Below are 25929 nucleotides of genomic sequence, written 5' to 3' on the forward strand. Positions count from 1 at the left end.
GTTGCGATGAAGGTGCTTGTGCCCGTCAAACGCGTGATCGACTACAACGTGAAGGTTCGCGTCAAGGCGGATGGCAGCGGGGTCGATCTTGCCAATGTGAAGATGTCGATGAACCCGTTTGACGAGATTGCCGTCGAAGAGGCCATCCGCCTGCGCGAAAAAGGCGCCGCGGAAGAGGTCGTCGCCGTCTCCATCGGCGTAAAGCAGAGCCAGGAAACCCTGCGCACCGCGCTGGCCATGGGCGCGGACCGCGCCATCCTGGTCATCGCCGCCGACGATGTGCATCAGGATATCGAGCCGCTGGCGGTTGCCAAGATCCTCAAGGCCATCGTGGATGAGGAACAGCCCGGCCTGGTCCTTTGCGGCAAGCAGGCCATCGACAATGACATGAACGCGACCGGCCAGATGCTGGCGGCCCTTCTGGGCTGGTCCCAGGGCACCTTCGCCTCCGAACTTGACATCGAGGGCGACCACGCCAAGGTCACGCGCGAAGTGGATGGGGGCCTGCAGACCATCAAGGTCAAGATGCCCACCATCGTCACCGTCGATTTGCGCCTGAACGAGCCGCGCTATGCGTCCCTGCCCAACATCATGAAGGCGAAGAAGAAGCCGCTGGACGAGAAAACCGCCGCCGATTACGGCGTCGATGTCACGCCGCGCCTAGAGGTGGTCAAGACCGCCGAGCCCGAGGCGCGCAAGGCCGGGGAAATCGTCGGATCGGTCGATGAACTGGTTGCGAAACTCAAAGAAGCGGGGGTTGTCTGAATGTCTGTTCTTCTTCTGGCAGAAGTTACCAATGGCGAACTGGCGCTGGACGCCACCGCCAAGGCCGTCACCGCGGCGGTGAAACTGGGCGATGTGACCGCGCTCTGCTGCGGGGCGTCTGCCGCCGCGGCAGGTGAGGCCGCGGCCAAGATCGACGGTATTTCCAAGGTGCTGGTCGCCGAGGATGCCTCGCTCGGCCACCGCCTGGCCGAATCCACCGCCGCCCTGATCGTGAGCCTCGCGGGCGATTACGACCACATCGTCGCGCCCGCCACCACGGATGCGAAGAACGTGATGCCGCGTGTCGCGGCGCTTCTGGATGTGATGGTGATCTCGGATGCCTCCGGCGTTGTCGACGCCGACACGTTCGAACGCCCGATCTATGCCGGCAACGCGATCCAGACGGTGAAATCCTCGGATGCGAAAAAGGTCATCACGATCCGGACCTCCACCTTTGATGCCGCAGGCGATGGCGGCTCGGCCACGATCGAGACCATCGGCGCGGCGGAAAACCCCGGCCTCTCCGAATGGGTCGAGGACAAGGTGGCGGCAAGCGACCGCCCCGAACTGACCTCCGCCGGTGTGGTGGTCTCGGGCGGGCGCGGTGTCGGCTCGGAGGAAGACTTCGCTCTGATCGAGAAGCTGGCCGACAAGCTCGGCGCCGCTGTCGGGGCCTCCCGCGCGGCGGTCGATTCCGGCTACGCGCCGAACGACTGGCAGGTCGGGCAGACCGGCAAGGTCGTCGCCCCCGATCTCTACGTCGCGGTCGGCATCTCCGGCGCGATCCAGCACCTCGCGGGCATGAAGGACAGCAAGGTGATCGTCGCGATCAACAAGGACGAAGAGGCACCGATCTTCCAGGTCGCCGATTACGGACTGGTCGCCGACCTCTTCACCGCGGTGCCGGAACTGACCGAGAAACTGTAACCGGCGTGGCGGGAAGGGACCCCGCCCTACCGCATGAAACGAAGGCCCGCCCGGCTAACGGACGGGCCTTTTTTCTTTATCCCAGAAGCTCCGCCAACACCTGGCTGACCCGCTCATGATCGGCGGGCCCCGGCATCACGCTGGCCGCCGCCTCCTCGCCCCTGCCGAAGGACAGCCCGCGGTCTTCGGGCGCGCGGCCGTCATCCTCCCAGACCGCCACGCTGAGGCTGTCGGCCAGCGGGGCCACCTCGTCCAGCATGGTCGCGGTGACGAAGAGGGGGTCATATCCCAACTCCGCCATCACCTCATCCGAGGGCGCGCGATGCGACAGCCACAGCAGATGCACCGGCACCGGGCTCCGCTCGATCAGTTGCGCCATGCGGGCGACCCAGGCCGCGCGCAACTCCTCGACCACGACTGCGAACCGGTCGGCGGACCGCGCCTTGAGCGCGCTGAGCATGTGGCGCGTGAAATGGAACTCGGTGAAATCGACCTCGCGGAAGATCGTGCGCATCATGGTCGAAGCCTTCAGGAACCGGTCGTTGCGGCGCGGATGCACCGTGAAGAACCGGTTCGACATGTTGGCGGCACCCGGCACCTGCAGCACCACGGCCTGCGCCCGGCCTATCGCCGCCTTCACCGCCGCATCGTGCAGGAACAGATCGACCCCCGCATTCATCGCCCCCATGTTCACGACCCGCCGCCCCAACCGGTCCCCCAACCGGTCCGGAAACGGGTCGGTCGAGAACTTGCCAAAGGTCTCGGACCCGCCAAGACAGAGGATATAGGGCTCCTCCAGATCGCATTTCGGCCCCCGGAAGGTCATCGGCGACCCCGGATACTGGCACGGCTGATAGTCCAGGGCATCCCTGCCCAGTTGTGCATAGCTCATATGGTTCACCCACCATGTTTCGACTCACCCGGACCCAGATTGCAAAGCCCCGGTTGCCAATTGGCTAAAGCGACAAGTTGTGCGGTTTTTTCGCACAATCCGCGCGGGTCTTTCGCCTTGTATGGCCCCGCCCCCCGCGCCTAGAGTGCGCCCAGATGACGGCCCAGAAAGCGCCCGGAGGCAGCAGGACATGAGCATTCAATCAATCGGTATCGTCGGCGCGGGCCAGATGGGCAACGGCATCGCGCATGTCTGCTCGCTTGCAGGCTATGATGTTGTGATGACTGACATTTCCCAGGAAAGCCTGGATGCCGCCATGGCCCTGATCGGGCGTAACCTGGATCGCCAGGTCAGCCGCGAGAAGGTCAGCCAGGCAGACCGCGACGCCGCCCTCGACCGCATCACCACCACGCTGACGCTGACCGACCTGGGGCGCTGCGACCTGATCATCGAGGCCGCGACCGAACGCGAAACCGTCAAGCAGGCGATTTTCGAAGACCTTCTGCCGCATCTCAAGCCCAACACGATCCTGACCTCGAACACCTCCTCGATCTCGATCACCCGGCTCGCCAGCCGCACCGACCGGCCCGAGAAATTCATGGGCTTCCACTTCATGAACCCGGTGCCCGTGATGCAGCTGGTCGAACTGATCCGCGGCATCGCCACCGACGAGCCCACCTTCAAGGCCTGCCAGGAGGTCGTCGACCGCCTCGGCAAGACCGCCGCCACGGCGGAAGACTTCCCCGCCTTCATCGTCAACCGCATCCTGATGCCGATGATCAACGAGGCGGTCTACACGCTCTATGAAGGGGTCGGGAACGTCAAATCCATCGACGAATCGCTGAAACTGGGCGCAAACCACCCGATGGGGCCGCTGGAACTGGCAGATTTCATCGGGCTGGACACCTGCCTTGCGATCATGAACGTTCTGCATGAGGGGCTGGCCGACACCAAGTATCGCCCCTGCCCGCTGCTCACCAAATATGTCGAGGCCGGCTGGCTCGGTCGCAAGACGCAACGCGGCTTCTACGACTATCGCGGCGAAACGCCCGTCCCGACGCGCTGATCTCTTTCATTTTGGTAAAAATACTTCGGGGGGGGTTTGGGGGGCTGGCCCCCCAACCGGTCGGATTGCCGAAGGCAATTCGAAACCACACGGGCGTCACCCCCGATCGGGATCGCTCTTCAAGGACAGCGTGCGCTCACGCAGCCAGGCCATGAACTGGCGCGGATGGGTGATGCGGTCTTCCCATTCCTCCGGCCCGATCGGCTTGCCGATGATCGGGGCTTGCGGCTTGTCGAAGCTCTTGACCACCTCGTGCAGGAGCAACCCCTGCCGGATCGCGGGCGAGACGCGGTTGGCGATCTGGTAGGCGCGCGAATTGGTGCCCTGGAAATAGCACGGCACGATGGTGGCACCCGATTTGCGGATCATCTTGGCGGTGAAGACATTCCATTCCGCCTCGATCACGGGGCCGAACATGGTCTCCGAGGTCGCCACCACGCCCGAGGGAAACAGCGCGATCAACCCGCCCTCGCCCAGGTGTTCCATACATTGCCCGCGCATCCGGATCATCTCGCGCTGCGCGTCGGGCTGGTGCGGGAAAGGCACCGGGATCATGTAGCTGGCGGCACTCTCGTCGATGCCGGTCAGGATCGAGCGGGTCAGGATCCGGTAATCGTTGCGCCGCCGCCCGATCAGGTCGGCCAGGATCATGCCATCGACCAGCCCATGCGGATGGTTGGCCACGAAGACCACCGGCCCGGTGGCGGGGATGCGGTCCAATTGGTGCTGCGGCGTCTGCAACTCGATCCCCATCACCTGCATCGTCGCGGGCCAGAAGGCCTGCCCCTTGAAGGTGCCCAGGTTCTCGAAGGCGCGGACCCGGCGGATGATGGTGATCTTGCCGGTCATCCACTCGATCGCGTTGATCACGAAGCGGACCAGGGGCGTGTCGAAGCTGTTGGCATAGGTCAGCGACCGGCGGTCATAGACAACCGGCGAGCCCTGATCCTGCGCCGGGCCCTGGGTCCGGTCATTTGGCGTTGTGGTATCCGTCAATCCCACGAAACCCCTCATTCCTTTGCCGAGAGCCGCCCTACATCCCTTCGCCGAACTTGTCTGCCACAAGGGCGGCCAGGGCTTCGGCCAGCGCAGCCGCCTCCGGCCCGCTGATCTCGACCTCAATAGTGGTTCCGACCGATGCTGCCAACATCAAAAGGCCCATGATCGAATCCCCGGCGGCACTCAGCCCATCCTTGTAGACGGTTGCCGTTGCGTCATGTTCCTCGACCGCCTCGACGAATTTGGCCGAGGCGCGGGCATGCAGGCCCTTGACGTTGACGATCTTCAACTCCTGGCGAATGGGGCCGCTCATTCCGGGCTGCCGTCGAAGCTGTTGATGTAGCGGCGCCCGGCCTCGGCGGCCATCTCGACGGCGCGACCCACGGGCTGGTTGCGCGATTTGGCCAGCTTGATCAGCATCGGCAGGTTCACCCCCGTCAGGATCTTGCGATTGGAGGGCCGGCAGGCGCGCAGCGACAGGTTCGAGGGCGAGCCGCCGAACATGTCCGTCACCACCACCACGCCGTCGCCCTCGTCCACCGCATCCGCCGCGTCGCAGATCTCGCGCTGGCGGCGGCTCCGATCGTCATCGGCCCCGATCGAGATCGACAACATGCCCGCCTGGCGGCCGACGACATGTTCGACAGCCTTGTGCAGCTCCCGCGCCAGGCCCCCATGTGCCACGATCACGATACCGATCAATTGGATTTATCCCAAGTTTCACAAGGGGCCCGCGGCCCCCCGTCGTTCGATCTCCCGATGTCGTTTAGACACCTGCCAACCGTCTTGTGCAAGGTGGGCGGCCAGCTTTTCGGCCATCGCGACGGATCGGTGTTGCCCTCCGGTACACCCGAAGGCGATGGAGAGATGCGCCTTTCCCTCATCGCGATAGGCGGGCAGCAGCGTTTCAACCAGCGCGGTCACCTGGGTCAGGAAGGGCGCAAAGCGCGCATCCTCGGCGATATGGGCGACCACGGCCGGGTCGCGCCCGTCGAGGCCGCGCAGGGCGGGTTCCCAATAGGGGTTGCGCAGGAACCGGCAATCCAGCACGAGGTCGGCCCCCGAGGGCAGCCCCCGCTTGTAGGAGAAGGACTGGATCGACAGCGCCAGCGCCTGTTGCCCGCCCGGTGCGAACCAGCGATGGATCTCGGCGCGCAGGTCATGCGGGCTCATGGTCGAGGTGTCGATCAACAGCCCCGCCCGCGCCCTTACCGGGGCCAGCAGGTCGCGCTCCAGTTCGATCCCCAGGATCGGGCGGTCCTCGGGCGCCAGCGGATGACGGCGCCGGGTCTCGGAATAGCGCCGCACCAGCACCTCGGGGTCACAATCGAGGTAGACCAGGTCGGTCAGGTAGGTGGGGTTTTCCGCCAGCCGGTCCACCGCCCCGATCAGCGCCTGCGCCGAATAGTCCCGGTTGCGCGTATCTGTGCCCAGCGCCAGTGGCCGGGCCAGCGGCGGGCCGTCCAGAAGGCGCGGCAGCAGGGTCAGGGGCAGGTTGTCGATCGCCTCATAGCCCAGATCCTCCAGCGCCCGGATCGCGGTCGAGCGTCCCGCGCCCGAAGGCCCGGAGACGAAGACGATGCGCATCGCCTCTTCATCTTGGCTGGATTGTGTCATCGCCTACTCCGCGCGTCCCTGGGCCAGATATTGGCAGAGCGCGGGCCCCAGACAAGGGTGCGCCCTGCCACGGATCAACGCGACGGGACCGCCGGGGGCATCCGTCACGCGCCAGGGCGGCAGGCGGTCGGGCTCCTCCCGGTCCAGATCGACCACGGCGATCAGCGCGGCACCGGCGACCGGCTCGGCCTGCAGCAGCCCGATGCCCCGCGCCTCGATCATCGCGGGCGCGGTCCGGGGCCGGTGCATCCGGTTCGCCCCGTCCAGCCACAGCCCGTCATCCGAAATGAGCCGCGCCCCCCGCGCCATCATCTCCAGCGCGAGGCTGGACTTGCCGCTGCCCGAGGCGCCGATGATCGCCAGCCCGCGATCCCCCATCGCCACCCCGGTGGCGCGCAGGTAATCGCCCTCTTCGCTGCGGTGAAGAAAGGCCGCAAGCCGGGTCCAGTCGGCGTCAGACACCCGGCCTAAAGCGGCAGGCCGACGACGAAACGCGCGCCCAGCGGGTCCGAGGTCATGTCGGCCTCGGTCGGGCGGATGTTCTCGGCCCAGATGACGCCGCCATGCGCCTCGACGATCTGCTTGGAAATCGCCAGCCCGAGGCCGGAATGGTCGCCGAACTGCTGCACCGGGCGTTCCGAATAGAAACGGTTGAACACCTTTGTCAGGGCGGTTTCCGGAATGCCCGGCCCGGTATCCTCGACCACGACCAGCACCCGGTTGTCGCGCTGCCGCGCCCAGATGCGCACGGCATCGCCGGTATCGCAGAAGGAGATCGCGTTGGTGATCAGGTTGACGAAGACCTGTGCCAGCCGCCCCTCAAGCCCCTGCACACGGATCGGTTCGGCGGGCAGGTCCGAGATGAACTCGATCCCGCGCCCGCGCGCATCCTCGGCATTGTATTCGGCCAGGTTGGTCAGCATCCGGACCAGGTCGAACTCCTCCTCCTCCTCCTTCACCAGCTCACTGTCGAGCCGCGAGGCGTTGGAGATGTCCGAGACCAGCCGGTCCAGCCGCCGCACGTCATGTTCGATGACCTCCAGGAGGCGCTTGCGCTGATCGTCGGTGCGCGCGACATGCATGGTGCCGACGGCCGATCGCAACGAGGCGAGCGGGTTCTTGATTTCATGCGCGACATCGGCGGCAAACTGTTCATTGCCGTCGATCCGGTCATAGAGTGCCGCCACCATTCCGCGTAACGCCCCCGAAAGACGCCCGATCTCGTCGGGGCGCCCCGTCAGGTCGGGAATGCGCACGCGGGTCGGGCTCATCTTGCGGGCGTTCTTGTCGCGGCCCAGTTCGGCGGCGGCGGCCAGGTCGGCCAGCGGATTGGCGATATTGGCGGCCAGCAGCAGGCTGAGCCCGATGGCGACCAGAAGCGCCACGAAGAAGATCTGCAGCACCTGTTCGCGTTCGGCGCGCACAAGCTGGTCGATCTCACCCGCCGCGGTTGCGACAGTGACGACACCGACGATGCCATTCGGCCCCTCGATCGGGGTTGCCGCGATAAAGACCGCGCCCGGATGACTGGCACTGCCGCGCAGCACGGTGACACCCTCCAGCGCCTCGCCGATCATCGCCTCGGCCATGTCCTGGGCCGACACAGGCTCACGCGTCGTGTCGGACGAGGACAGCGCGCCCGCGATGACATCCCAGAACCAGTTCAGGAAATCCGTGATCGGCTGGGTGGTGAAATTCGGGTCGGTAATGCCCTCGATGGGCGGGGCCTGTGCGGTCTCGATGCTGTCGGTGGAGGCCACAAGGCTGGCATCGGGCGCGTAGACATAGACATCCAGGCCCCGGTCCAGGCCGATCCGGCCCAGAACCTCCTCGGGGTCGATCCCGTCGCGGGTGACCAGGTTGGCCGGTGCCGTGCGCGGCAGGCTGGCCTCGAAGATGTCGGCGACAAGCTGCGCCTCGACCGCCAGCGCGCGTTCGCGTTGCAGCACCAGGCTGTCGCGGAAGGAATTGACGAAGAGGACGCCGCCCACCAGCACCACAAGGGCGATGGTGTTGAAGACCAGGATCTTGCGCGCCAGCGGCGAGCCACGCAGCGCCACGAAGCCGCGCTTGGCACGGGCATCGCGCAGCTCGGACTCGACTGCCCCCGCGGGCCGGTCCCAATCCTCGCCCAGCACGATCTCGGAGCCCTGATCGCTGCGTCTGGTCGGTTGCATGCCGATATCCGAGGCCAGTGTCATCTACTCTTCGTTATATCTGTAGCCGATACCATAGAGCGTCTCGATCGCCGAGAAATCGCCGTCAACCTCGCGCATCTTCTTGCGCAGCCGCTTGATGTGGCTGTCGATGGTGCGGTCATCGACATAGACCTGCTCGTCATAGGCCACATCCATCAGCTGATCGCGGCTTTTGACGAAACCGGGGCGCTGCGCCAGAGCCTGCAACAGCAGGAATTCCGTGACGGTCAGCGACACATCCCTGTCCTTCCACTTCACCGCGTGGCGCAGCGGGTCCATGGTCAGCTGGCCGCGGCTCATGATCTGGCTTTCCTCGGGCGCGTCGCCCGAATCCGAGGCGATCGCCTCCTGCCGCCGCAGGATGGACCGGATGCGTTCGACCAGCAGGCGCTGCGAAAACGGCTTGCGCACGTAATCGTCGGCGCCCATGCGCAGGCCCATCAACTCGTCGATCTCATCATCCTTGGAGGTCAGGAAAATGACCGGCACCGCGCTTTTCTGGCGCAACCGCTGGAGCAGGTCCATGCCGTCCATGCGCGGCATCTTGATGTCCAGAACGGCCAGTTCCGGCATCCGCCGGGTGAACGCCTCAAGCGCCGATTGTCCGTCATTGTAGGTTTCAACTTCAAAGCCTTCGGCCTCCAGTGTCATGGAGACGGAAGTCAGGATATTCCTGTCATCGTCGACAAGCGCGATCCTCGACATTGTGATGTGTCCTTATGCTGCCCGATTAGTCTTATTTTTGACTTGTTTCGGCCATTGTCCCGTTTTCGGGCTTTAGAATCAATCTCTAAGTTGCGAATCACCTCATTGGGTGTGGTCGATTTTTCCCCAAACCGGCTTAAAGGGGTCCTAACAGCGTGAAATAGGTCACACTTGGTTGCGCTAACTGTGCGTTTGCGTCCTGTTCACCGCCGAAATCGCCATGTTATAGGAAGGCTGTCGCGGGCCGGTCCGCCCCGGTTGCGCATCAGGATTAACCCACCAGACGCCGCATCTTGGCGCAGGAGCTTGCCATATGATCTCAGGACGCGTGAACCCGGCCCGGACGCTGGACACCCAGGGCATTTCGGACCTCGGGGCCGTTCACTACAACCTGCTGGAGCCCGCGCTGATCGAGGCCGCGCTGAAGGCGGGCGAAGGCACGCTCGGCCAGGGCGGTGCGTTCCTGGCCACCACCGGCAAGCATACCGGGCGCTCGCCGCGGGACAAGTTCGTGGTCCGCAGCGCCTGTGTCGAGGATACGATCTGGTGGGACAACAACGCCCCGATGGAGCCCGAGGCCTTCGACCGGCTGCACGCCGACATGCTGGCCCATATGAAGGGCGGCGAATATTTCGTGCAGGACCTCTATGGCGGCGCCGATCCCGCGCATCGGCTGGATGTGCGCATGGTGACGGAGATGGCCTGGCACGGTCTCTTCATCCGCCACCTGCTGCGCCGCCCCGCGGTCGAGGAGCTGGACAGCTTCGAGCCTGAATACACCATCATCAACTGCCCCAGCTTCCTGGCCGATCCCGCCCGCCACGGCTGCCGCTCGGAAACGGTGATCGCGCTCAATTTCGAGCGTAAGCTGATCCTGATCGGCGGCACGGCTTACGCGGGCGAGAACAAGAAATCGGTCTTCACCCTCCTCAACTACATCCTGCCCGGCAAGGGCGTGATGGCGATGCATTGCTCGGCCAACCATGCCGAGGGCGACCCCGAGGACGCGGCGGTGTTCTTCGGCCTCTCGGGCACCGGCAAGACCACGCTCTCGGCCGATCCGGCCCGCGTGCTGATCGGCGATGACGAACATGGCTGGTCGGATGACGGCATCTTCAATTTCGAGGGCGGCTGCTACGCCAAGACCATCAACCTGCGCGAGGAGGCCGAGCCCGAGATCTTCGCCACGACATCCAAATTCGGCACCGTGATCGAGAACATGATCCACGATCCGCACACGAAGGCGCTGGATTTCGACGATGACAGCCTGACCGCCAACATGCGCTGCGCCTATCCGCTGGATTATATCTCCAACGCCTCCGAGACGGCGCTTGGCGGGCACCCTCGCAACATCATCATGCTGACCTGCGACGCGTTCGGCGTGCTGCCCCCCATCGCCCGTCTGACGCCCGCGCAGGCGATGTATCACTTCCTGTCGGGCTTCACCTCCAAGGTCGCTGGCACCGAACGCGGCGTGACCGAGCCCGAGCCCACCTTCTCGACCTGTTTCGGCGCCCCCTTCATGCCGCGCCGCCCCGAGGTCTATGGCAACCTCCTGCGCGAGAAGATCGCGGCGCATGGCGCGACCTGCTGGCTGGTCAATACCGGCTGGACGGGCGGGGCCTATGGCACCGGCAGCCGGATGCCGATCCATGCGACCCGGTCGCTGCTGACGGCGGCGCTGGATGGCACGCTGAACGAGGGCGCGTTCCGCCGCGACGAGAATTTCGGCTTCGACGTGCCCACCGCCTGCCCCGGCGTGGCCGACCTGCTGCTGGACCCGCGCCGGACCTGGGACAGGCCGGACTCCTATGACCGGCAGGCCGCGAAACTGGTCTCGATGTTCGCCGAGAACTTCGCCCAATACGTGCCCTTCATCGACGATGACGTGAAGGCCGCCGCGATCAGCTGACCCAAGGCGGGCGAGACTTTTCGAAAAGTCTCGCCAGAGCCTTCGAAGGCTCCGACGCGATATCGAAATCGCGTGGACACGCTGCCTTCCTAATCCAACGGCGCGTGCAACCGCGTCTCGGGCGTGATGATGCCGCCGCGCTGGCCCACCTCCAACGATCCGTAGCGTTCGGCAAAGACCGGCGGCAACTCCCGATCACCGGGCAGCGACAGCCACAGCCGAAGCAGGTGCCGCCGATCCTTCGGGTCGGGCCAGTCCGTGAACCCGGTCCGGTCATGCAGCTGCGCGTGGTTGTAGACGAATTGCATGTCGCCCGGCTGCAACTGCATTTCGAAATGCAGCGCCGGATCGTTGGCCAGCGCATCGAACATGTCCAGCGCCGCGACATGGGTAGGCGTCAGCCGCATCGCCCCCTCGAAGCGCTGCGCAGAGTCGATATATTGCCGCTGGTAGAACACGGTCAGCTTGCCCCCATGCCAACTCAGCGGCGGGATCTCCATATAGGGCTTCGCCCCCTCCGGCACCTCGCCGCGCCGGTCGGTCGCAATGGGATCGAAGAGCCGCACCAGCAGGTCCGGGCGGCGCGCGCGCATGACATTATAGATGCTTTCGGCGCTGACCAGCAGGGATGTCCCCCCCTCCCGCGCCGTCTTTAGGCACAAAAGCCCGACCACATCGGCGCTGTCGGTGTGAAAGCTCTGCCGCGCCGAGGTCTGGTAGATGCGCGTCTTCGGATCATCGGCTTTCGCGCCGGTATCGCGGACATGGCCCAGGATATGCCCCGCCGCATTCTGTGATCTTGCCGAGCCCAGATGCGCCCCGACGCCGCAAAAGATCGTGGCGGCCATGCGCTGATCGTAGCCCGCGACAGGCAACCCGCGCAGAACCTCGACGCCGACACCATGCAGGAGTTTCTCCCGCAACGCCGCAAGATGCGCGCCGAACCGGGGCAGCGGAAACGCCGCCGCCGTGATCTCTCCCACATCGCGGCCCAGCGACAGGTAGTGCCTGGCGGCGCCCTCAAGCTCCGCGATGTCTTCAGGCGCAAGCGTCGCCAGCCAGCGCTCGGGATCGGCGGCCATCTCGGGGCCCGCCCACGCGCCGGGGCCGGTGATGCGGTCGGGCAATTCGCTCAGGTCAATGCTCATGCGCGCATCTCATGCGAAAAACGCCCGCCGCACAAGGTTGAGCCCCGCGATCAGCAGCACCATCAGCGTCATGCGCAGGAATTGCGCGCGGTCCATGCGGTCATTCATCCTCTGCCCGACCCACATGCCCAGCATGGCGGGGAGCACAAGGGTCGCCGAAAGCGGCACCGTCCCGGCGTTCAGCACGCCCGACCGCAGATGCGCCGCCAACAGCACGAGGCCGCCCAGGAAATAGACCATGCCCTGCACCCGCACATGCTCGCGCTTTTCCACGTCGAGCGAGGTCAGGTAGGCCACGGTCGGCGGCCCCCAGATCGCGGAGAACCCGCCCATCACCCCGCCGACCGCCCCGAAAAGGACGGTGGCCAGGCGGCGGCGATGCGGGGCCACGCGCAGCGGCACGCCCATCAGTTGCAGCGCCGAGTAGAGAGAGATCGGCACCCCGATCAGCGCAAAGAACAGCCATTGCGGCAGGTCCAGCACGATCTGCGCGCTGACCATCATCACCGACATGCCGATCACGATGAACGGCCAATGCCCCCGGATCGAGTTCAGCGCCCCGCCAAGCCCCTGCCGGAACGCCTGCCAGCAATTGGCGACCACGGCGGGCAGGATCAAACCGGCCAGCGCGACCTCGGGCGGCAGGATCGCGCCCAGCCCCGACATCATGATCAGCGGCAGCGCAAAGCCGACCGCGCCCTTGACGAAACCGCCCAGGAAGGTGATGGCCAGCGCCAGCGCGAAGACCGGGACCGGGACCAGATCGAACATTGCGCAGCTCTCCGGAATTTGCCGCTGATACCGCTCCAGCCCTACCGTGTCCGCCCCGCGCCCGCACCCCCTTTTCGCGGGGGGCAAGACTGGTGCGGATTCGGGCGAATGTGCCGCGGGGGGTGTACAGGGGGTGCATCGGGGGGTGTACGGGGGGTGACATGGGCAAATGGCGGTCATGACGCAGATCACAACGCGACATTTTTGATCCGAAACAGGCCCTCTTTCGAATTAATCTTGCGCTGCACCTGCGAAAGGATTATCCCGGCCCAAAGCCCGAGAGACGGAGTTGCCCGATGCCCCATGACGGAGCCCCCATGCCCGAAACCGCCCCCGCCGCCCTTCTGGATGACCTGCTGCGCCTCACCGGCGCCGCGATCCGCCCGCTCGAGGATCTGCTGACGCTGGCCACCGCCCGTGTGCGTGAGGCGGTCAGCACAGAGGGGCGCGTTTCCGCCGCAAAACTTGAGGAAAACCAATGCGCCGCGCATGGGCTGGCCTGGCTTGCCACTTACGTAGAGGCGCTGCGCCAGATGCAGGCCTGGGCCGGGAAACTGACCGCCGAGGACCAGTTCGGCGAGATGGAGGCCCTGCTGCACCAGATCGCCTTCGGCGAGTATCTGTGGCAGATCTATGGCGGTATTCCGATGAGCCAGGGCGAAATTCTGCGCCTGCAAGATATCGGCCTGACCCAGGACGACCAGCGCGCGATGATGACGCCCGAGATCATGACGCTGACCCAGGCCGGAAACACGCAAGCAGCGCGCACAGAACTGGTAAATCTCATGCAAAATCAACCCGGTGCCGCCACCTACGGCGCGACCGGCCTGGACGACGAGCTTGAGATGATCCGCGATCAGTTCCTGCGTTTCTCCCGCGAGAAAGTGGACCCCCACGCCCATGACTGGCACCTCAAGGATGAGCTCATCCCGATGGAGATCATCGAGGAACTGGCCGATATGGGTGTCTTCGGCCTGACCATCCCCGAGGAGTTTGGCGGCTTCGGCCTGTCCAAGGCGTCAATGGTCGTGGTGTCGGAAGAGCTCAGCCGCGGCTATATCGGCGTCGGTTCCCTCGGCACCCGGTCCGAGATCGCGGCGGAACTGATCCTCTGCGGCGGCACAGAAGAACAGAAAAATCAGTGGCTTCCCAAGATCGCCAGCGCCGAGATCCTGCCCACGGCCGTCTTCACCGAACCCAACACGGGCTCGGACCTCGGCAGCCTGCGCACCCGCGCCGTCAAGACCGATGACGGATGGGAGGTGACCGGCAACAAGACCTGGATCACCCATGCCGCGCGCACCCATGTGATGACGCTTCTGGCGCGCACCGATCCCGACACGACCGACCATCGCGGCCTCTCGATGTTCCTCGCCGAAAAAACCCCCGGCAGTGACGCCGACCCCTTCCCGACCCCCGGCATGACCGGCGGCGAAATCGAGGTTCTCGGCTATCGCGGCATGAAGGAATACGAGCTTGGCTTCGACGGTTTCAAGGTCGCCGATGGCAACCTTCTGGGCGGCGAGACCGGACAGGGCTTCAAGCAATTGATGCAGACCTTCGAGTCCGCCCGCATCCAGACCGCCGCCCGCGCCATCGGCGTCGCCCAATGCGCGCTGGACATCGCCATGCAATACGCGCTGGACCGCAAGCAATTCGGCAAACCGCTGATCGCCTTCCCCCGCGTCTCGGGCAAGCTGGCAATGATGGCGGTCGAGATCATGGTGGCCCGCCAGTTGACCTATTTCTCGGCCTGGCAGAAGGACCATGACAAGCGTTGCGATCTCGAGGCCGGGATGGCCAAGCTCTTGGGCGCGCGCGTGGCCTGGGCCGCCGCCGATAACGGGTTGCAGATCCATGGCGGCAACGGATTCGCGCTGGAATACAAGATCTCCCGCGTGCTCTGCGACGCCCGTATCCTCAACATCTTCGAGGGTGCCGCCGAGATCCAGGCCCAGGTAATCGCGAGAAGGCTATTGGGCTGAGCCACGCGCGAAAGCCTCCAGTGGAGGGTTTCGGACCGGCGGCACGCCGAGATCCAGGCCCCGGGTGATCGCGTGGTGATCGCGTGGCGATTGTTGGGATCACCCGGACACGAAAACGCCCGGCATCCGGTGCCGGGCATGTCCATGTTCGATCCGTCGGAACGCATCAGCAGGGGCGGATGTCCACCCCGCCATCGGCCCGCTTGTAGGCGCATTCGCCGGTCTGGCTGTTGCGCGCGACCTCTGCACCAATGGCGGCACCGGCCAGCGACAGGCCAATGGCCCACCCGGCATTGGTGTCGAGCAGTTCGGACAGCAGGAAGCCGCCCGCCGCCCCGACACCCGCGCCCGTGTAGATCTGTTGCTCGCTGGTGGTGCAGGACGCACCGGCCAGCGCAATGACGCAGGCAGAAATTGCCAGATATTTCTTCATGTCAAACTCCTTCCCATGATGGACAGGTTCTTCGGGTCACGAGGTCAGTCTAACAGCCAACGCCCATATGTCCTGAATTGTTCCCGTCCCCCCTTGCGCGTGGCGGGACCTTGCCGCATCGGGGACGCCACCAGCCTGGCGCTCCCGGAACGGATGGCGCTGGCCGAGGTCTCCGGGGCCCCTCCTGCCGGCCTGCGCTCACACCCCGCGCTGACGCGCCAGCAGGTCCACGAACCGGGCGCGCGCGGCGGGCAAACTGCGATCGCCCAGGGCCGGGGCCAGGTGATCCGCCAGGAAATGCCCAGTAACCTGCAATCCGCCCAGGACATCCCCGCCCTCGCCACCGCCCGGCCGCAGGCTGTCGGGCAAGGGCAGAAGCCGGTCGGCCCACTCGCCCGCCGCCTCCGGGTGCACCGCCCGACCCGTGCGCGGCGAGATATAGGCCAGCCCGTCGCGCCGCCCGGTCAGGGCGCATCGGGAAAGGTCGAGGCCAAAGCCCATCTCATCGAGCAGGGCCAGTTCCCACCGCAGATAGGCCCTTGCCCACCCGTCGGCCCCAAGCGCATCCAGCAACGCGACCGACCGGTCATAGAGCGCCGCATGGGCCTCGCGCTCGGGCAAGGTAAAGCTCAACAGGGCGCAGACCGCGCTCAAGCCCGCCAGCGCAAGCCGATCCTCCAGGACACTGGCCGCCCGCGCCGCCACGGGCTCCACGCCGAACGCGCCGAGGTGATCCTCCAGCCGCGCCCGCCAGGTCAGGTCCAGTTGCGCGCCGGGTTGCAGAACGGGCCCCATCCGCCGCCCCGCCCCGCCGCGCACGACGCCCGCGTGACGGCCATGGGCGCGGGTAAACACCTCGATGATCGCAGCGTTCTCGCCGTGCCGCCGCACCGCCAGCAAGACGCCGTTTTCACGCCATTCCATGACCTGCCATCTCCTGCGCCCTGCCCATCTTCTTGGTCCAAATACTCCAATCCGACCAACCGGAACAGCGATACTGACCAGGATGATCACAGACACCGCGCCCGTCAGGGCGCGCGGATCGACGCGTCAGCGGCGACACCGCTCTCAACTCAACCCCGGCTCATCCAGCAGATCCCGCCCGGCCCGGTCCTCGACCTCGATCACCCAGAGGTCGGGATCGAAGGCCCGCTGCCGCGCCACCGAGGCATCCACCTCGGCCTCATCGCCCGCCGCCAGTTCCACCCAGGCCCGTTCGCCGCTCATCAGGTCGAAACTGCGCTGCATCAGCCGCGCCTGCCCGTCCAGCGTACTGACCTTGATCAGAACCGCGCCGCCAGTGTCATCGCCATGCGCCACCACGAAGCCCGGAATATCGGCCAGTCGCAGCCGCGTCAGGTAGGCCTTGACCCAGAACTCGGCGGTCAGGCGCATGGCTCAGCCACCGTCGCGGATGTCGAGGCCCATCTCCGAATAGCGCTCGGCCTCGTCCAGCCAGCCGGGGCGGACCTTCACCTGCAGGAAGAGATGTACCTTGTGGCCCAGGAACCCCTCCAGCTCCTCGCGCGCGGCGCGGCCCACGGCCTTGATCGTCTCGCCCTTGCGGCCAAGCAAGATGCCCTTGTGGCCGTCGCGGATGACATAGACGATCTGGTCGATCTTGACCGACCCGTCCTTGCGTTCTTCCCAGCCTTCCGTCTCGACCGTCAACTGGTAGGGAAGCTCCTGGTGCAGCCGCAAGAGCAGCTTTTCGCGGGTAATCTCGGCGGCGATCATGCGCATCGGCAGGTCGGCGATCTGGTCCTCGGGGTAGAGCCAGGGCCCCTGCGGCACCGCGCCCGCCAGCCAGGCGCGCAGGTCGTCCACCCCATGCCCCTTCTCGGCCGAGATCAGGAAGGTCTCCTCGAAGGTGAAACGCTCGTTCATCGCTTGCGTCAGCTTCAGCAGCACTTCGGCCTGCACCCGGTCGATCTTGTTGATGGCCAGCGCCACGCGCGATCCTTGCGCGCGCTCCTTCAGCCCCTCCAGGATGGCCTCGACCCCTTCGGTGACGCCGCGATGCGCCTCGATCAGAAGCACGACCACATCGGCATCCGCCGCCCCCGACCAGGCCGCCGCCACCATCGCCCGGTCCAGCCTGCGGCGCGGCCGGAAGAGGCCCGGCGTGTCGACAAAGACGATCTGGCTCTCGCCCTCGATCGCAACGCCGCGAATGCGGGCGCGGGTGGTCTGCACCTTGTGGGTCACGATCGAGACCTTGGCCCCCACCATCCGGTTGAGAAGCGTGGATTTGCCCGCATTGGGCTCACCGATCAGGGCGACAAAGCCCGCGCGTGTGGTCATCCGATCATCCAGTCTTTCAAGGCGTCCGCGGCCATAGCCTATTTCGGGTCCGCTGGCTAGGCGTGGTATCTTTGAACGACACCGGCCCGTCGGCCGACCCATGGATGCCGCAGGTCCCGGCACCCTCGAACCCAGGTTATCCCATGCCACACGCCCTTCGCCACCTATTCACCAGCGCCGCCCTGGTCGCGTTCATGGCCCTCGGCTCAACGCTGACGGCCAGCGCCCAATCCGCCGACGACCCCGCGCGCCGGGCGCTGATTGCGCGCGCAACCGAAATGGCGATCGCCATTCAGCATGACGACTACAGGCAGCGGCTCCTGCTTGCCTTCATGCACTCCCTGCCTCGTGCGGGGGCCCAAACCGAGGCCGAAGCCCTCGCCCGGTTGCAACCCGATCCGGAGGTCCGGGCCCGGATGCTGACGGAACTGGCCGGGTCGGCGGCGGGGACCGGTGACGTCACACTCGCAACGCGTCTCGCCAACGAAGTGGCGGGTCAGTTGGACAGCACAGGCGACCCCGTCGCACATGCTCCGCTCCGCGCCGCTCTCGCCACGGTGTTTGCACAAATCGGAGCATCCGATCGGGCGCTGAACATGGCACTCGCGATCCCCGGCGCCGAGGCTCGCGTTGAGACCCTGAACGACATGGCCCCCTACCTGGCCGATCCGGACCGGTTCAGGGCCGCCCTGGCCGCGTTGCTGCAACTGCGCGACGACCCGACTCTCACCGCGCCCCTGTCCGTCGAAGGGTTCGTGGTTACGCTGGTGCAGGCCGGTCAGGTCGACGCGGCGATTGACCTGCTGGGACCACCCGGCAACAGCGAGCCGAGCCTGAATACCGTCATCGCGCTGGCCGAGGCACTCATCGAACGCGGCCAGACAGATGCCGCCCTGGACCTGCGGCAGCGTCTCGGCACCGCGTATCTGCGCGATATCGCCACGCTGCGCCTGCTGCCCGCACTGGCCGAGGCAGGCGAAGGCGATCGCGCCGCGCAGCTGGCGGAGGGCATTATCGCCGAGATGGAAACCGCCGAGATCACGGTGGATACGATCGCAAGACTGCTCTGGCTGGTCGATGTCCTGCCCCATCTCGGGCTGGAGGCCGCAATGGACGGGTTACAGGCCATCGCGGTTCTGTCCACGGACATGAAACATGCCGGGTTGCTGGCCGATATCGCCGCCGAAATGGACCTGTTGGGTCGGGAACGGCTGGCGCTTGCCACTTTCAGCACGGCCCTGCGGCTGGCCGCCGAAAGCGACACGCTGGCCTTGCAGTCGCAAGCATTGGTCACGATCTCACGCGGACTGCGGCGCGCCGGGCGAGACATCACCGCCGATGAATTCCTAGCAAACGCTCTGAGTCTGGCACAGCAGTCCCGCCACCCCCTCGGCGACGGTTCGTCACTGGTCTACATTGCGCGCGCCCAGTTCCAGGCCGGCCGACCGTCCGAAGCGCTGGCAACCTTGTCGGCCGCCCTGACCGCCGCCGAGCAGTATACCAGCCTGGGCCAGTTCGTCATCCTGCGCGACGCACTCCAGGCCCTCGCGGACGCGACCTAATAACCAGCTTCCTGCAAGCCCCGTCAGCGGCAAATATCTTCAAGAAGATTTTTCGGCCGCGAGCCGGTCCAGCAGCGCCCGCGCCGCCGCCTGTTCCGCCTGCCGCTTGGACCGCGCCTCGGACCGTGCCGCCGCGCCCGATTGCATCCGTGCCTCGACCGTGAAGACCGGCGCGTGATCGGGGCCCGAGCGGCCCAGCTCGGCATAGACCGGCGGGCTCTCGCCGCGCGCCTGCGCCCATTCCTGCAAGGCTGTCTTGGCGTCGCGCGCGTCGTCCTCGACCTTGGCGATGCGCTCGCCCCAGAGGCGCAGGATCACCCCGCGCGCGTCCTCATATCCTCCATCGCGATAGACGGCGGCAATCACCGCCTCCATCGCGTCGCCAAGCAGCGCCTCCTTGCGCCGCCCGCCTGTCTTCATCTCGGATTTGCCCAGCTTCAGCACCGCGCCCAGGTCGATCTGGCGGGCGACATCGGCGCAGGTCTCCTTGCGCACCAGCGCGTTGAAGCGCGGCGCCAGCCGCCCCTCGGGCGCGGTGGGGTCATGCGCCAGCACGGCCTCGGCCATCACCAGGCCCAACACCCGGTCGCCCAGGAACTCCAGCCGCTGATTGTCGGGCCGCGTCTCGGACGACAGCGAGCCATGCGTCAGCGCCCGGATCAGCAATTCAGGGTCTTTGAACCCGTATCCCAACCGGTCGCAAAAGGCGCGGATATCGGCGGAAAGCTTCACTCCACCGCCCGGAAGAACCGATCGCCGCGCCAGGTCCAGAAATAGACCATGCGTTCGCCCGCCGAGGAGAACATAATCCGGTCGGCGCGCCCGATGATGTTCTCGTAAGGCACGAAACCCACCCCGCCCCGCGTGCGCGGCACCCGGCTGTCGGAGGAATTGTCGCGATTGTCGCCCATCACGAAATACTGGCCCTCGGGCACGACAAAGACGGCGGTGTTGTCGTTCTGCAGGCCATCGCCCGCATTCAGCACCGAATGCTCCACTCCGCCGGGCAGGGTCTCGGTAAAGCGCTCATGCTCACATTCGCCGCCAAGCCCCACGGGCCGGTTGGAACAAAGCGGCAGATTGCGCTGCGGACCCTGGTAATCGTAGACCTCGACGAAGGGTTCCTCGGGCTCCAGCGTCGCCGCCTGGCCATTGACGTAGAGCACGCCGTTGCGCATCTGGATGGAATCGCCCGGCAGGCCCACGACGCGCTTGATGAAGTCGGTGTTCTGGGTGGGGTGGCGGAACACGATCACGTCGCCGCGTTCGGGCTCGGCGCCCCAGATGCGGCCCGAGAAGGGGCACATCGCGAAGGGGCAGGAATAGCGCGAATAGCCATAGGCCATCTTGTTGACGAAGAGGAAATCGCCGATCAGCAGCGTGTCCTTCATCGAGCCCGACGGGATCCAGAAGGGTTGAAAGAAAAGCGTGCGGAACACCCCCGCGATCAGAAGCGCATAGACCACCGTTTTCACGGTTTCCCAGATGCCGTCCTTCTTCTTGGCTGCTGCTGCCATGTCATCCTGCCTTTATCATGCGCCTTGAGGGGTTCGACATGCTACCTGCCGCGCGCGGAGTCAAGCGAGCGACCGGCCCGGAGGCGTCGGCGGCAGCGGCTGCCACCCCGTCCCCTCGGGCATGGCGTAGATCACCACGAAGGCCTGCGCCCAGGGGTGGTCATCGGTCAGGCTGACATGGATCACGGCCTCCATCCCCTCGGGCGTCATCTCGGCCAGCCTCTCGCGCGCCCACCCCGTCACATTCATGACCGGCTGGCCGGTGCGCAGATTGGTCACGGCCATGTCCTTCCAGGCGATTCCCATCCGCAGCCCGGTGCCAAGCGCCTTGGAGCACGCCTCCTTCGCCGCCCATCGCTTGGCATAGCTGGCGGCGGGGGCCTGCGTGCGCGCGGCGCGGGCCTGTTCGCGGTCGGTAAAGACGCGGTTGCGAAAGCGGTCGCCGAAACGCGCCAGAGTGCCCTCGATGCGCTCGATATTGGCCAGGTCGGTGCCGATGCCCAGGATCATTTCGTTCCCGCCGGAGCAAGAAGCGGTTCGAGCGTATCGGTCACGACCGCGCTTGCCGTGACAGTGCCCGCCGCCTGATTGACGGTCAGGCTCAGCTCCACCAGACGAAAATCCGTCCCGTCGAACACCTGTGCCGGAAGCGTAACGACCAACCCGACCGACGGATCATACTCCGCCGTGACACGGTCCATCCACAGGCCCGCATAGCCGAGGGTGCCCCGCGACGAGATCAGCGTGCAGGCGGGGAAAGGCTCATCGCCTGCCGGATGCGTCACCATCAGGTGAAACGCCGCCGCCGCCGGTTCCCCCACATCCAGCGCGATCAGCCGGATATCGCCGTTGGCAAAATGGCGGATGGTTTCCTCATAGGGCGGGTAGATGTTGCGGGCATTGGCCTCGAAGGTGTCGCAATCACGGGTGGATTGCGCGCTGGCGGGCGCTGCCGTGAGGGCCGTGCAAAGGCCAAGAACCAGAGCAAGGTTTTTCATTCGACCACCTTCCATCGTGCCACGCGTCCCGGCGCGGCCTATTTCGTCTCTTCCCTGTCCGGCGCTGCCGGATCCACAGGGGCCTCATAGGCGGCCTGAACCGTGCCCGCGCCCGGATCGACGCCCAGGTAAAGCGTGCGTGCGACCAGCATATCGCCGCCAAGAACCTCGTCGACCGGCAGGTTGATCACCGTGATCCCTGCATCTTCCGACGCCGCGATCTCGCCCGTCCGCATCCCGAAGAACCCCTCGCCCTCGCGCGCCGAGACCAGGGCGCAGTCCGTCACCGCGCCATCCTCGCGCCGGATCGTGACCATCAAGTGATAGGCGCCCCGGTTCATCATGCCCGAGCCGCGCGCGTCCGGCCCTTCGTCCAGCGCCGTGACACGGATCGCGCCGCCTGCAAAATCGCGGATCGTCGCCTCGAACGGCGCATAGACATGCTGCGCCCCCGCCGCAGGGCCATCGCAATCGCCCACCACCTGCGCCGCCGCCGGACCAGCGGCGAGGAGCACCGCGAGGAGCAGCGCCGCCTTCACGCCCGCGCCTCTGCGATGATGCGCTGCATTTCCGTCATCGCGGGGGCAAGCCCCCGGAAGATCGCCTCGCCGATCAGGAAATGCCCGATATTGAGCTCCCGCACCTCGGGAAACGCCGCGACCGGCGCGACCGTGTCATAGGTCAGCCCGTGACCGGCATGGACCTCTAGGCCCAGGGAATGGGCGAAAGCGGACATCTCGCGCAGGGCCTGCAATTCGCGGTTCCGGTCGTCCAGCCGCCCCTCGTGATGGGCGTCGCAATAGGCGCCGGTATGCAGTTCGATCACCTCCGCGCCGATCCGGTGGGCGGCCTCGATCTGGGCGCGCGCGGCGGCGATGAAGATGGACACCCGGCAACCGGCCTCGCGCAGGGGCGCGATGAAATGCGCCAGCCTGTTTTCCTCGCGCGCGACCTCCAACCCCCCCTCGGTCGTCCGCTCCTCGCGCTTTTCCGGCACGATGCAGACGGCGTGCGGCCTGTGGCGCAGGGCAATCGCCTGCATCTCTTCGGTGGCGGCCATCTCGAAATTCAGCGGCACCCGCAGCGCCGAGATCAGCCGGTCGATATCCTCGTCCGAGATATGGCGCCGGTCCTCGCGCAGATGCGCGGTGATGCCGTCGGCCCCGGCCTCCTCGGCCAGAAGCGCGGCGCGCACCGGGTCGGGCGTGTCCCCGCCACGCGCGTTGCGCACTGTGGCGACATGGTCGATATTCACCCCGAGCCGGGGAAGTTGGGTCATGAAGCACGCTCCCTTTTCATGACGGGGGGCGCGCGTCGCCCCCCCGTTCCGCCTGCGCCTGCGCCTGCGCCTGCGCCTTGAGTTTCTCTACCTTCGCGCGCAGCTTGGCAATACGGCGCTGCTGATAGGCCCGGATCACCGGCACCGACAGGTAGTAGCAGATCAGCCCGCTGATGATGCCGGGGATGATCGAGCCGATCATGAAGGGGAAGAACACCGCGTCGTAGAAGGCGTATAATTCGTCCCAATTCGCCTCGCCGCCGACAAAGATCGTCAGGACGTTGTGTTGCAGATCGCTCCACGCGCCCGCAAAGGCCTGGCCCAAACCCTGCCCGATCCGGCCCCCGGTGCCCGGCCCCCCCAGCAGGAAATGCCCCGTTTCGAGCGAGATCAGTGCGATCGGCACATAGGTCAGCGGGTTGCCGATGAAGGTGGACAGGAGGGCCGCCAGGATATTGCCGCGCATCAGGCGGGCCAGGATCGCGGCCAGGACGAAATGCAGGCCGTAGAAGGGCGTGAACACGACGAAGGCCCCGGCAAAGACCCCCCGCGCGATGCTTTCGGGCGTGCCCGGAAGGCGGTGCAGCCGGTGGCGGATATAGCGGATCGCCCGTCCCCACCCGCCGCGCGGGTAGACCCAATGCTTGAGCACCTCCGGCAAGGGGCGTGCGTCTCGGCGTTTGAACACCATGGGGTGTCCGCCCTCCAAATCCTCTTGGCCCGCCTGTCAGGGGCGCCGGTCCAGATCCCGGAACCGCTCCAGCGTGGCAACATCACTATCGGCCTCGACGGCCATCATCACGGCGAACAGGTGTTCGGCGTCCCGCACCTCTATATCGACAAGCAGGCGGAAAAAGTCCGGTTTTCTGTCAATGAAGTGCAGGTCCGAGATATTGGCGTTCTGCTCGCCGATCAATGTGCAGATACGTCCCAGCACACCCTTATCATTGCTCATGGTGATATTGATCGTGACATTATGCACTGCGGCATGGCGGCCTTCGGTCCAGTGCACGTCGATCCAGTCATCGGCCATCGCGTCCAGATCGGCCAGCGCGGGGCAATCGATGGCATGCAGGATCGGCCCGCGCCCCTTGTAGGGAACGCCGACGATGCGTTCGCCGGGCACCGGCTGGCAGCATTGCGCACGGTTGACCTCGGCCCCGCCCGGCAGGCCGATGACGGCGCGTTTCACGCCCTCCTCCTCGTCGCGGGCGCGCACCAGTTCGGGGTAGAGCGTGGCGACAACCTCGCGCGCGGAAATCTCGGTCGCCCCGATCCGCGCCAGAAGCTCGTCGCCATCGGGCAGGCTCATCGTCCGGGCCGCGGTCTTCAGCGCCTTCTCGGTGGCCTTCTTGCCGACATGCTCGAACGCCACGCGCGCCAGTTCCTGCCCCAGGCGAATATAGCGCCCCCGGTCCTCTTCGCGCAGCAGGCGCCGGATCGCGGCCTTGGCGCGGCCTGTGGCGACAATGTCGATCCAGGTGGCCTGCGGGCTCTGCCCCTCGGCGGTGATGATCTCGACCGACTGGCCGTTCTTCAGCCGGGTCCAGAGCGGCACGCGGATGCCATCGACCTTGGCACCCACGCAGCTATGGCCGATGCGGGTGTGGATCGCATAGGCGAAATCCAGCGGCGTCGCGCCCTTGGGCAGCTTGACCACATCGCCCTTGGGGGTGAAGCAGAAGACCTGGTCGGCATACATCTCCATCTTGACGTGTTCGAGGAACTCGTCGTGATCCTCGGCCATCTCGAAGCGTTCGCTGAGGCTGGCCAGCCATTTCGCCGGATCGACCGCAAACGGGTTCACCGCCCGCACGCCATCCTTGTAGGACCAATGCGCCGCGACGCCGCTTTCGGCGACCTCGTGCATCTGGCGGGTGCGGATCTGCACCTCGACCCGCTTGCCGTCGCGCCCCGACACCGTGGTGTGGATCGAGCGGTAGCCGTTGGTCTTGGGCTGGCTGATATAGTCCTTGAACCGCCCCGGCACCGAGCGCCAGCGCTGGTGGATCGCGCCAAGCACGCGGTAGCAATCATCCTCGGTATCGGTGATGACGCGGAATCCGTAGATGTCCGAAAGGCGCGAGAACGCCATCTCCTTCTGCTGCATCTTGCGCCAGATCGAGAACGGCTTTTTCGCGCGGCCAAAGACCTGGCCGGTGACGCCGTGTTTCTCCATCACCGCCTCGATATCGTCGGTGATCTTGGGGATCACATCGCCCGATTCCTTCTGCAGCACCACGAACCGGCGCATGATCGACTTGCGCGCATCGGGGTTGAGCACGGAAAACGCCAGGTCCTCCAGCTCGTCCCGCATCCACTGCATCCCCATGCGGCCCGCCAGCGGCGCATAGATATCCATCGTCTCATGCGCCTTCTGGGCCTGCTTGTCCTGGCGCATGTGCCGGATGGTGCGCATGTTGTGCAGCCGGTCGGCCAGCTTGACCAGGATCACCCGCAGATCCTTGGACATCGCCATGAAGAGCTTGCGGAAATTCTCGGCCTGCTTGGTCTCGCGGCTGCTGAGTTCCAGGTTGGTCAGCTTGGTGACGCCATCGACCAGTTCCGCCACGTCATGGCCAAAGAGCTTTTCGACCTCGGAATAGGTGCCCTTGGTATCCTCGATCGTGTCATGCAGCAGGGCCGTGGCAATGGTCGCGTCATCCAGCCGCTGTTCGGTCAGGATCGCGGCCACCGCGACGGGATGCGTGAAATAGGGCTCGCCCGAGGCGCGGGTCTGGCCCTCATGCATCCTGTCGGCATAGGCATAGGCCCCGCGCAGCAGGGCCTCGTTGCATTTCGGGTTGTAGTTGCGCACCAGGCTCAGCAGGTCGTCGACATCAATCATGAC

Annotated in this window: 28 protein-coding genes; 6 read left to right on the forward strand and 22 right to left on the reverse strand. The window is 65.8% G+C overall.

Translation table 11 applies throughout. From position 1 onward, the window contains the following. Positions 1–6 precede the first annotated feature (6 nt). Positions 7–765 carry an electron transfer flavoprotein subunit beta/FixA family protein gene (locus HNS34_RS11250; RefSeq protein WP_172320168.1) on the forward strand — a complete coding sequence of 253 codons (759 nt, stop codon included), beginning with the start codon at positions 7–9 and terminating at the stop codon, positions 763–765. Then, positions 766–1692 (forward strand): electron transfer flavoprotein subunit alpha/FixB family protein, encoded by a 927-nt coding sequence (locus tag HNS34_RS11255; RefSeq protein ID WP_172320169.1) that lies wholly within the window; start codon positions 766–768, stop codon positions 1690–1692. Between the two features lie 76 nt (positions 1693–1768). Here the strand turns inward: HNS34_RS11255 and HNS34_RS11260 are convergent, their stop codons facing one another. After that, the gene (locus HNS34_RS11260; RefSeq protein ID WP_172320170.1) at positions 1769–2584 is read right to left on the reverse strand and encodes a DUF6473 family protein; all 816 of its coding nucleotides are present in this window, start codon (positions 2582–2584) and stop codon (positions 1769–1771) included. A gap of 190 nt (positions 2585–2774) precedes the next feature. On the opposite strand from HNS34_RS11260, the gene HNS34_RS11265 reads away from it, so the two are divergent. After that, positions 2775–3650: a 3-hydroxybutyryl-CoA dehydrogenase gene (locus tag HNS34_RS11265; RefSeq protein ID WP_172320171.1), complete on the forward strand. Its 876-nt coding sequence runs from the start codon at positions 2775–2777 to the stop codon at positions 3648–3650. 96 nt (positions 3651–3746) lie between these two features. Here the strand turns inward: HNS34_RS11265 and HNS34_RS11270 are convergent, their stop codons facing one another. The 7 genes from HNS34_RS11270 to HNS34_RS11300 are packed head-to-tail and all read right to left on the reverse strand — an operon-like array spanning position 3747 to position 9169. After that, positions 3747–4646 carry a lysophospholipid acyltransferase family protein gene (locus HNS34_RS11270; RefSeq protein WP_235952704.1) on the reverse strand — a complete coding sequence of 300 codons (900 nt, stop codon included), beginning with the start codon at positions 4644–4646 and terminating at the stop codon, positions 3747–3749. Between the two features lie 37 nt (positions 4647–4683). Continuing rightward, positions 4684–4962, reverse strand: coding sequence for an HPr family phosphocarrier protein (locus HNS34_RS11275; RefSeq protein ID WP_172320173.1), 279 nt, complete (start codon positions 4960–4962; stop codon positions 4684–4686). Then, on the reverse strand, positions 4959–5351 hold the full coding sequence (locus HNS34_RS11280) for a PTS sugar transporter subunit IIA (RefSeq protein ID WP_172320174.1): 393 nt from the start codon (positions 5349–5351) through the stop codon (positions 4959–4961). Before HNS34_RS11280 ends, HNS34_RS11275 begins: the two co-directional genes overlap by 4 nt. A gap of 18 nt (positions 5352–5369) precedes the next feature. Beyond that, positions 5370–6266, reverse strand: coding sequence for an RNase adapter RapZ (gene rapZ, locus HNS34_RS11285; protein ID WP_172320175.1), 897 nt, complete (start codon positions 6264–6266; stop codon positions 5370–5372). 3 nt (positions 6267–6269) lie between these two features. Continuing rightward, positions 6270–6728 (reverse strand): HPr kinase/phosphorylase, encoded by a 459-nt coding sequence (locus HNS34_RS11290; protein WP_328700516.1) that lies wholly within the window; start codon positions 6726–6728, stop codon positions 6270–6272. A 5-nt stretch (positions 6729–6733) separates the two neighbouring features. Beyond that, a complete protein-coding gene (locus HNS34_RS11295) occupies positions 6734–8467 on the reverse strand; it encodes a sensor histidine kinase (protein ID WP_172320176.1) in 1734 nt (577 codons plus the stop codon). Then, positions 8468–9169 carry a response regulator transcription factor gene (locus HNS34_RS11300; RefSeq protein ID WP_172320177.1) on the reverse strand — a complete coding sequence of 234 codons (702 nt, stop codon included), beginning with the start codon at positions 9167–9169 and terminating at the stop codon, positions 8468–8470. Between the two features lie 313 nt (positions 9170–9482). Here HNS34_RS11300 and HNS34_RS11305 point away from each other — a divergent pair, with 313 nt between their 5' ends. Continuing rightward, the gene (locus tag HNS34_RS11305; protein ID WP_172320178.1) at positions 9483–11081 is read left to right on the forward strand and encodes a phosphoenolpyruvate carboxykinase; all 1599 of its coding nucleotides are present in this window, start codon (positions 9483–9485) and stop codon (positions 11079–11081) included. Between the two features lie 89 nt (positions 11082–11170). Here HNS34_RS11305 and HNS34_RS11310 read toward each other — a convergent pair whose 3' ends face one another. Next, a complete protein-coding gene (locus HNS34_RS11310) occupies positions 11171–12229 on the reverse strand; it encodes a TauD/TfdA family dioxygenase (protein ID WP_214647471.1) in 1059 nt (352 codons plus the stop codon). 9 nt (positions 12230–12238) lie between these two features. Further along, positions 12239–13000 carry a sulfite exporter TauE/SafE family protein gene (locus tag HNS34_RS11315; RefSeq protein ID WP_172320179.1) on the reverse strand — a complete coding sequence of 254 codons (762 nt, stop codon included), beginning with the start codon at positions 12998–13000 and terminating at the stop codon, positions 12239–12241. A gap of 296 nt (positions 13001–13296) precedes the next feature. Between HNS34_RS11315 and HNS34_RS11320 the strand changes: the two genes are divergently transcribed. Beyond that, positions 13297–14985: an acyl-CoA dehydrogenase family protein gene (locus HNS34_RS11320; protein WP_172320180.1), complete on the forward strand. Its 1689-nt coding sequence runs from the start codon at positions 13297–13299 to the stop codon at positions 14983–14985. Positions 14986–15151: 166 nt separating this feature from the next. Here HNS34_RS11320 and HNS34_RS11325 read toward each other — a convergent pair whose 3' ends face one another. The 4 genes from HNS34_RS11325 to era all read right to left on the reverse strand — a co-directional run bounded on the left by HNS34_RS11325 (position 15152) and on the right by era (position 17722). Next, on the reverse strand, positions 15152–15418 hold the full coding sequence (locus HNS34_RS11325) for a glucose-6-phosphate isomerase (protein WP_172320181.1): 267 nt from the start codon (positions 15416–15418) through the stop codon (positions 15152–15154). A 198-nt stretch (positions 15419–15616) separates the two neighbouring features. Next, a complete protein-coding gene (gene recO / locus HNS34_RS11330; RefSeq protein ID WP_172320182.1) occupies positions 15617–16342 on the reverse strand; it encodes a DNA repair protein RecO in 726 nt (241 codons plus the stop codon). Positions 16343–16486: 144 nt separating this feature from the next. Continuing rightward, positions 16487–16813, reverse strand: a complete 327-nt coding sequence (locus tag HNS34_RS11335; protein WP_172320183.1) for a DUF1491 family protein — start codon at positions 16811–16813, stop codon at positions 16487–16489. A 3-nt stretch (positions 16814–16816) separates the two neighbouring features. Further along, positions 16817–17722 carry a GTPase Era gene (era, locus tag HNS34_RS11340; RefSeq protein WP_172320184.1) on the reverse strand — a complete coding sequence of 302 codons (906 nt, stop codon included), beginning with the start codon at positions 17720–17722 and terminating at the stop codon, positions 16817–16819. Positions 17723–17865: 143 nt separating this feature from the next. On the opposite strand from era, the gene HNS34_RS11345 reads away from it, so the two are divergent. After that, a complete protein-coding gene (locus HNS34_RS11345; RefSeq protein WP_172320185.1) occupies positions 17866–19284 on the forward strand; it encodes a hypothetical protein in 1419 nt (472 codons plus the stop codon). Between the two features lie 39 nt (positions 19285–19323). Here the strand turns inward: HNS34_RS11345 and rnc are convergent, their stop codons facing one another. From rnc to HNS34_RS11385, 8 genes are read right to left on the reverse strand one after another with little or no spacing between them, the layout of a single operon-like run. Then, positions 19324–20016: a ribonuclease III gene (rnc, locus tag HNS34_RS11350; RefSeq protein WP_172320186.1), complete on the reverse strand. Its 693-nt coding sequence runs from the start codon at positions 20014–20016 to the stop codon at positions 19324–19326. Continuing rightward, positions 20013–20801, reverse strand: coding sequence for a signal peptidase I (lepB, locus tag HNS34_RS11355; RefSeq protein ID WP_172320187.1), 789 nt, complete (start codon positions 20799–20801; stop codon positions 20013–20015). Before lepB ends, rnc begins: the two co-directional genes overlap by 4 nt. A 60-nt stretch (positions 20802–20861) precedes the next feature. Continuing rightward, complete coding sequence (gene acpS / locus HNS34_RS11360; RefSeq protein ID WP_172320188.1) at positions 20862–21311, reverse strand: holo-ACP synthase; 450 nt, start codon at positions 21309–21311, stop codon at positions 20862–20864. Beyond that, entirely contained in the window at positions 21308–21799 is a 492-nt protein-coding gene (locus HNS34_RS11365) for a hypothetical protein (protein WP_172320189.1), read from the reverse strand. The genes acpS and HNS34_RS11365 overlap by 4 nt, the downstream gene beginning before the upstream one ends. Before the next feature lie 38 nt (positions 21800–21837). Further along, a complete protein-coding gene (locus tag HNS34_RS11370; protein ID WP_172320190.1) occupies positions 21838–22338 on the reverse strand; it encodes a hypothetical protein in 501 nt (166 codons plus the stop codon). Beyond that, positions 22335–23078: a pyridoxine 5'-phosphate synthase gene (locus HNS34_RS11375; RefSeq protein ID WP_172320191.1), complete on the reverse strand. Its 744-nt coding sequence runs from the start codon at positions 23076–23078 to the stop codon at positions 22335–22337. Before HNS34_RS11375 ends, HNS34_RS11370 begins: the two co-directional genes overlap by 4 nt. A gap of 16 nt (positions 23079–23094) precedes the next feature. Continuing rightward, positions 23095–23769 (reverse strand): DUF2062 domain-containing protein, encoded by a 675-nt coding sequence (locus HNS34_RS11380; protein ID WP_172320192.1) that lies wholly within the window; start codon positions 23767–23769, stop codon positions 23095–23097. A 36-nt stretch (positions 23770–23805) separates the two neighbouring features. Then, complete coding sequence (locus HNS34_RS11385) at positions 23806–25926, reverse strand: RelA/SpoT family protein (protein WP_172320193.1); 2121 nt, start codon at positions 25924–25926, stop codon at positions 23806–23808. Between the last annotated feature and the right edge of the window lie 3 nt (positions 25927–25929).

The sequence above is a fragment of the Alterinioella nitratireducens genome (assembly GCF_013155465.1).
GTDB lineage: Bacteria > Pseudomonadota > Alphaproteobacteria > Rhodobacterales > Rhodobacteraceae > Alterinioella > Alterinioella nitratireducens.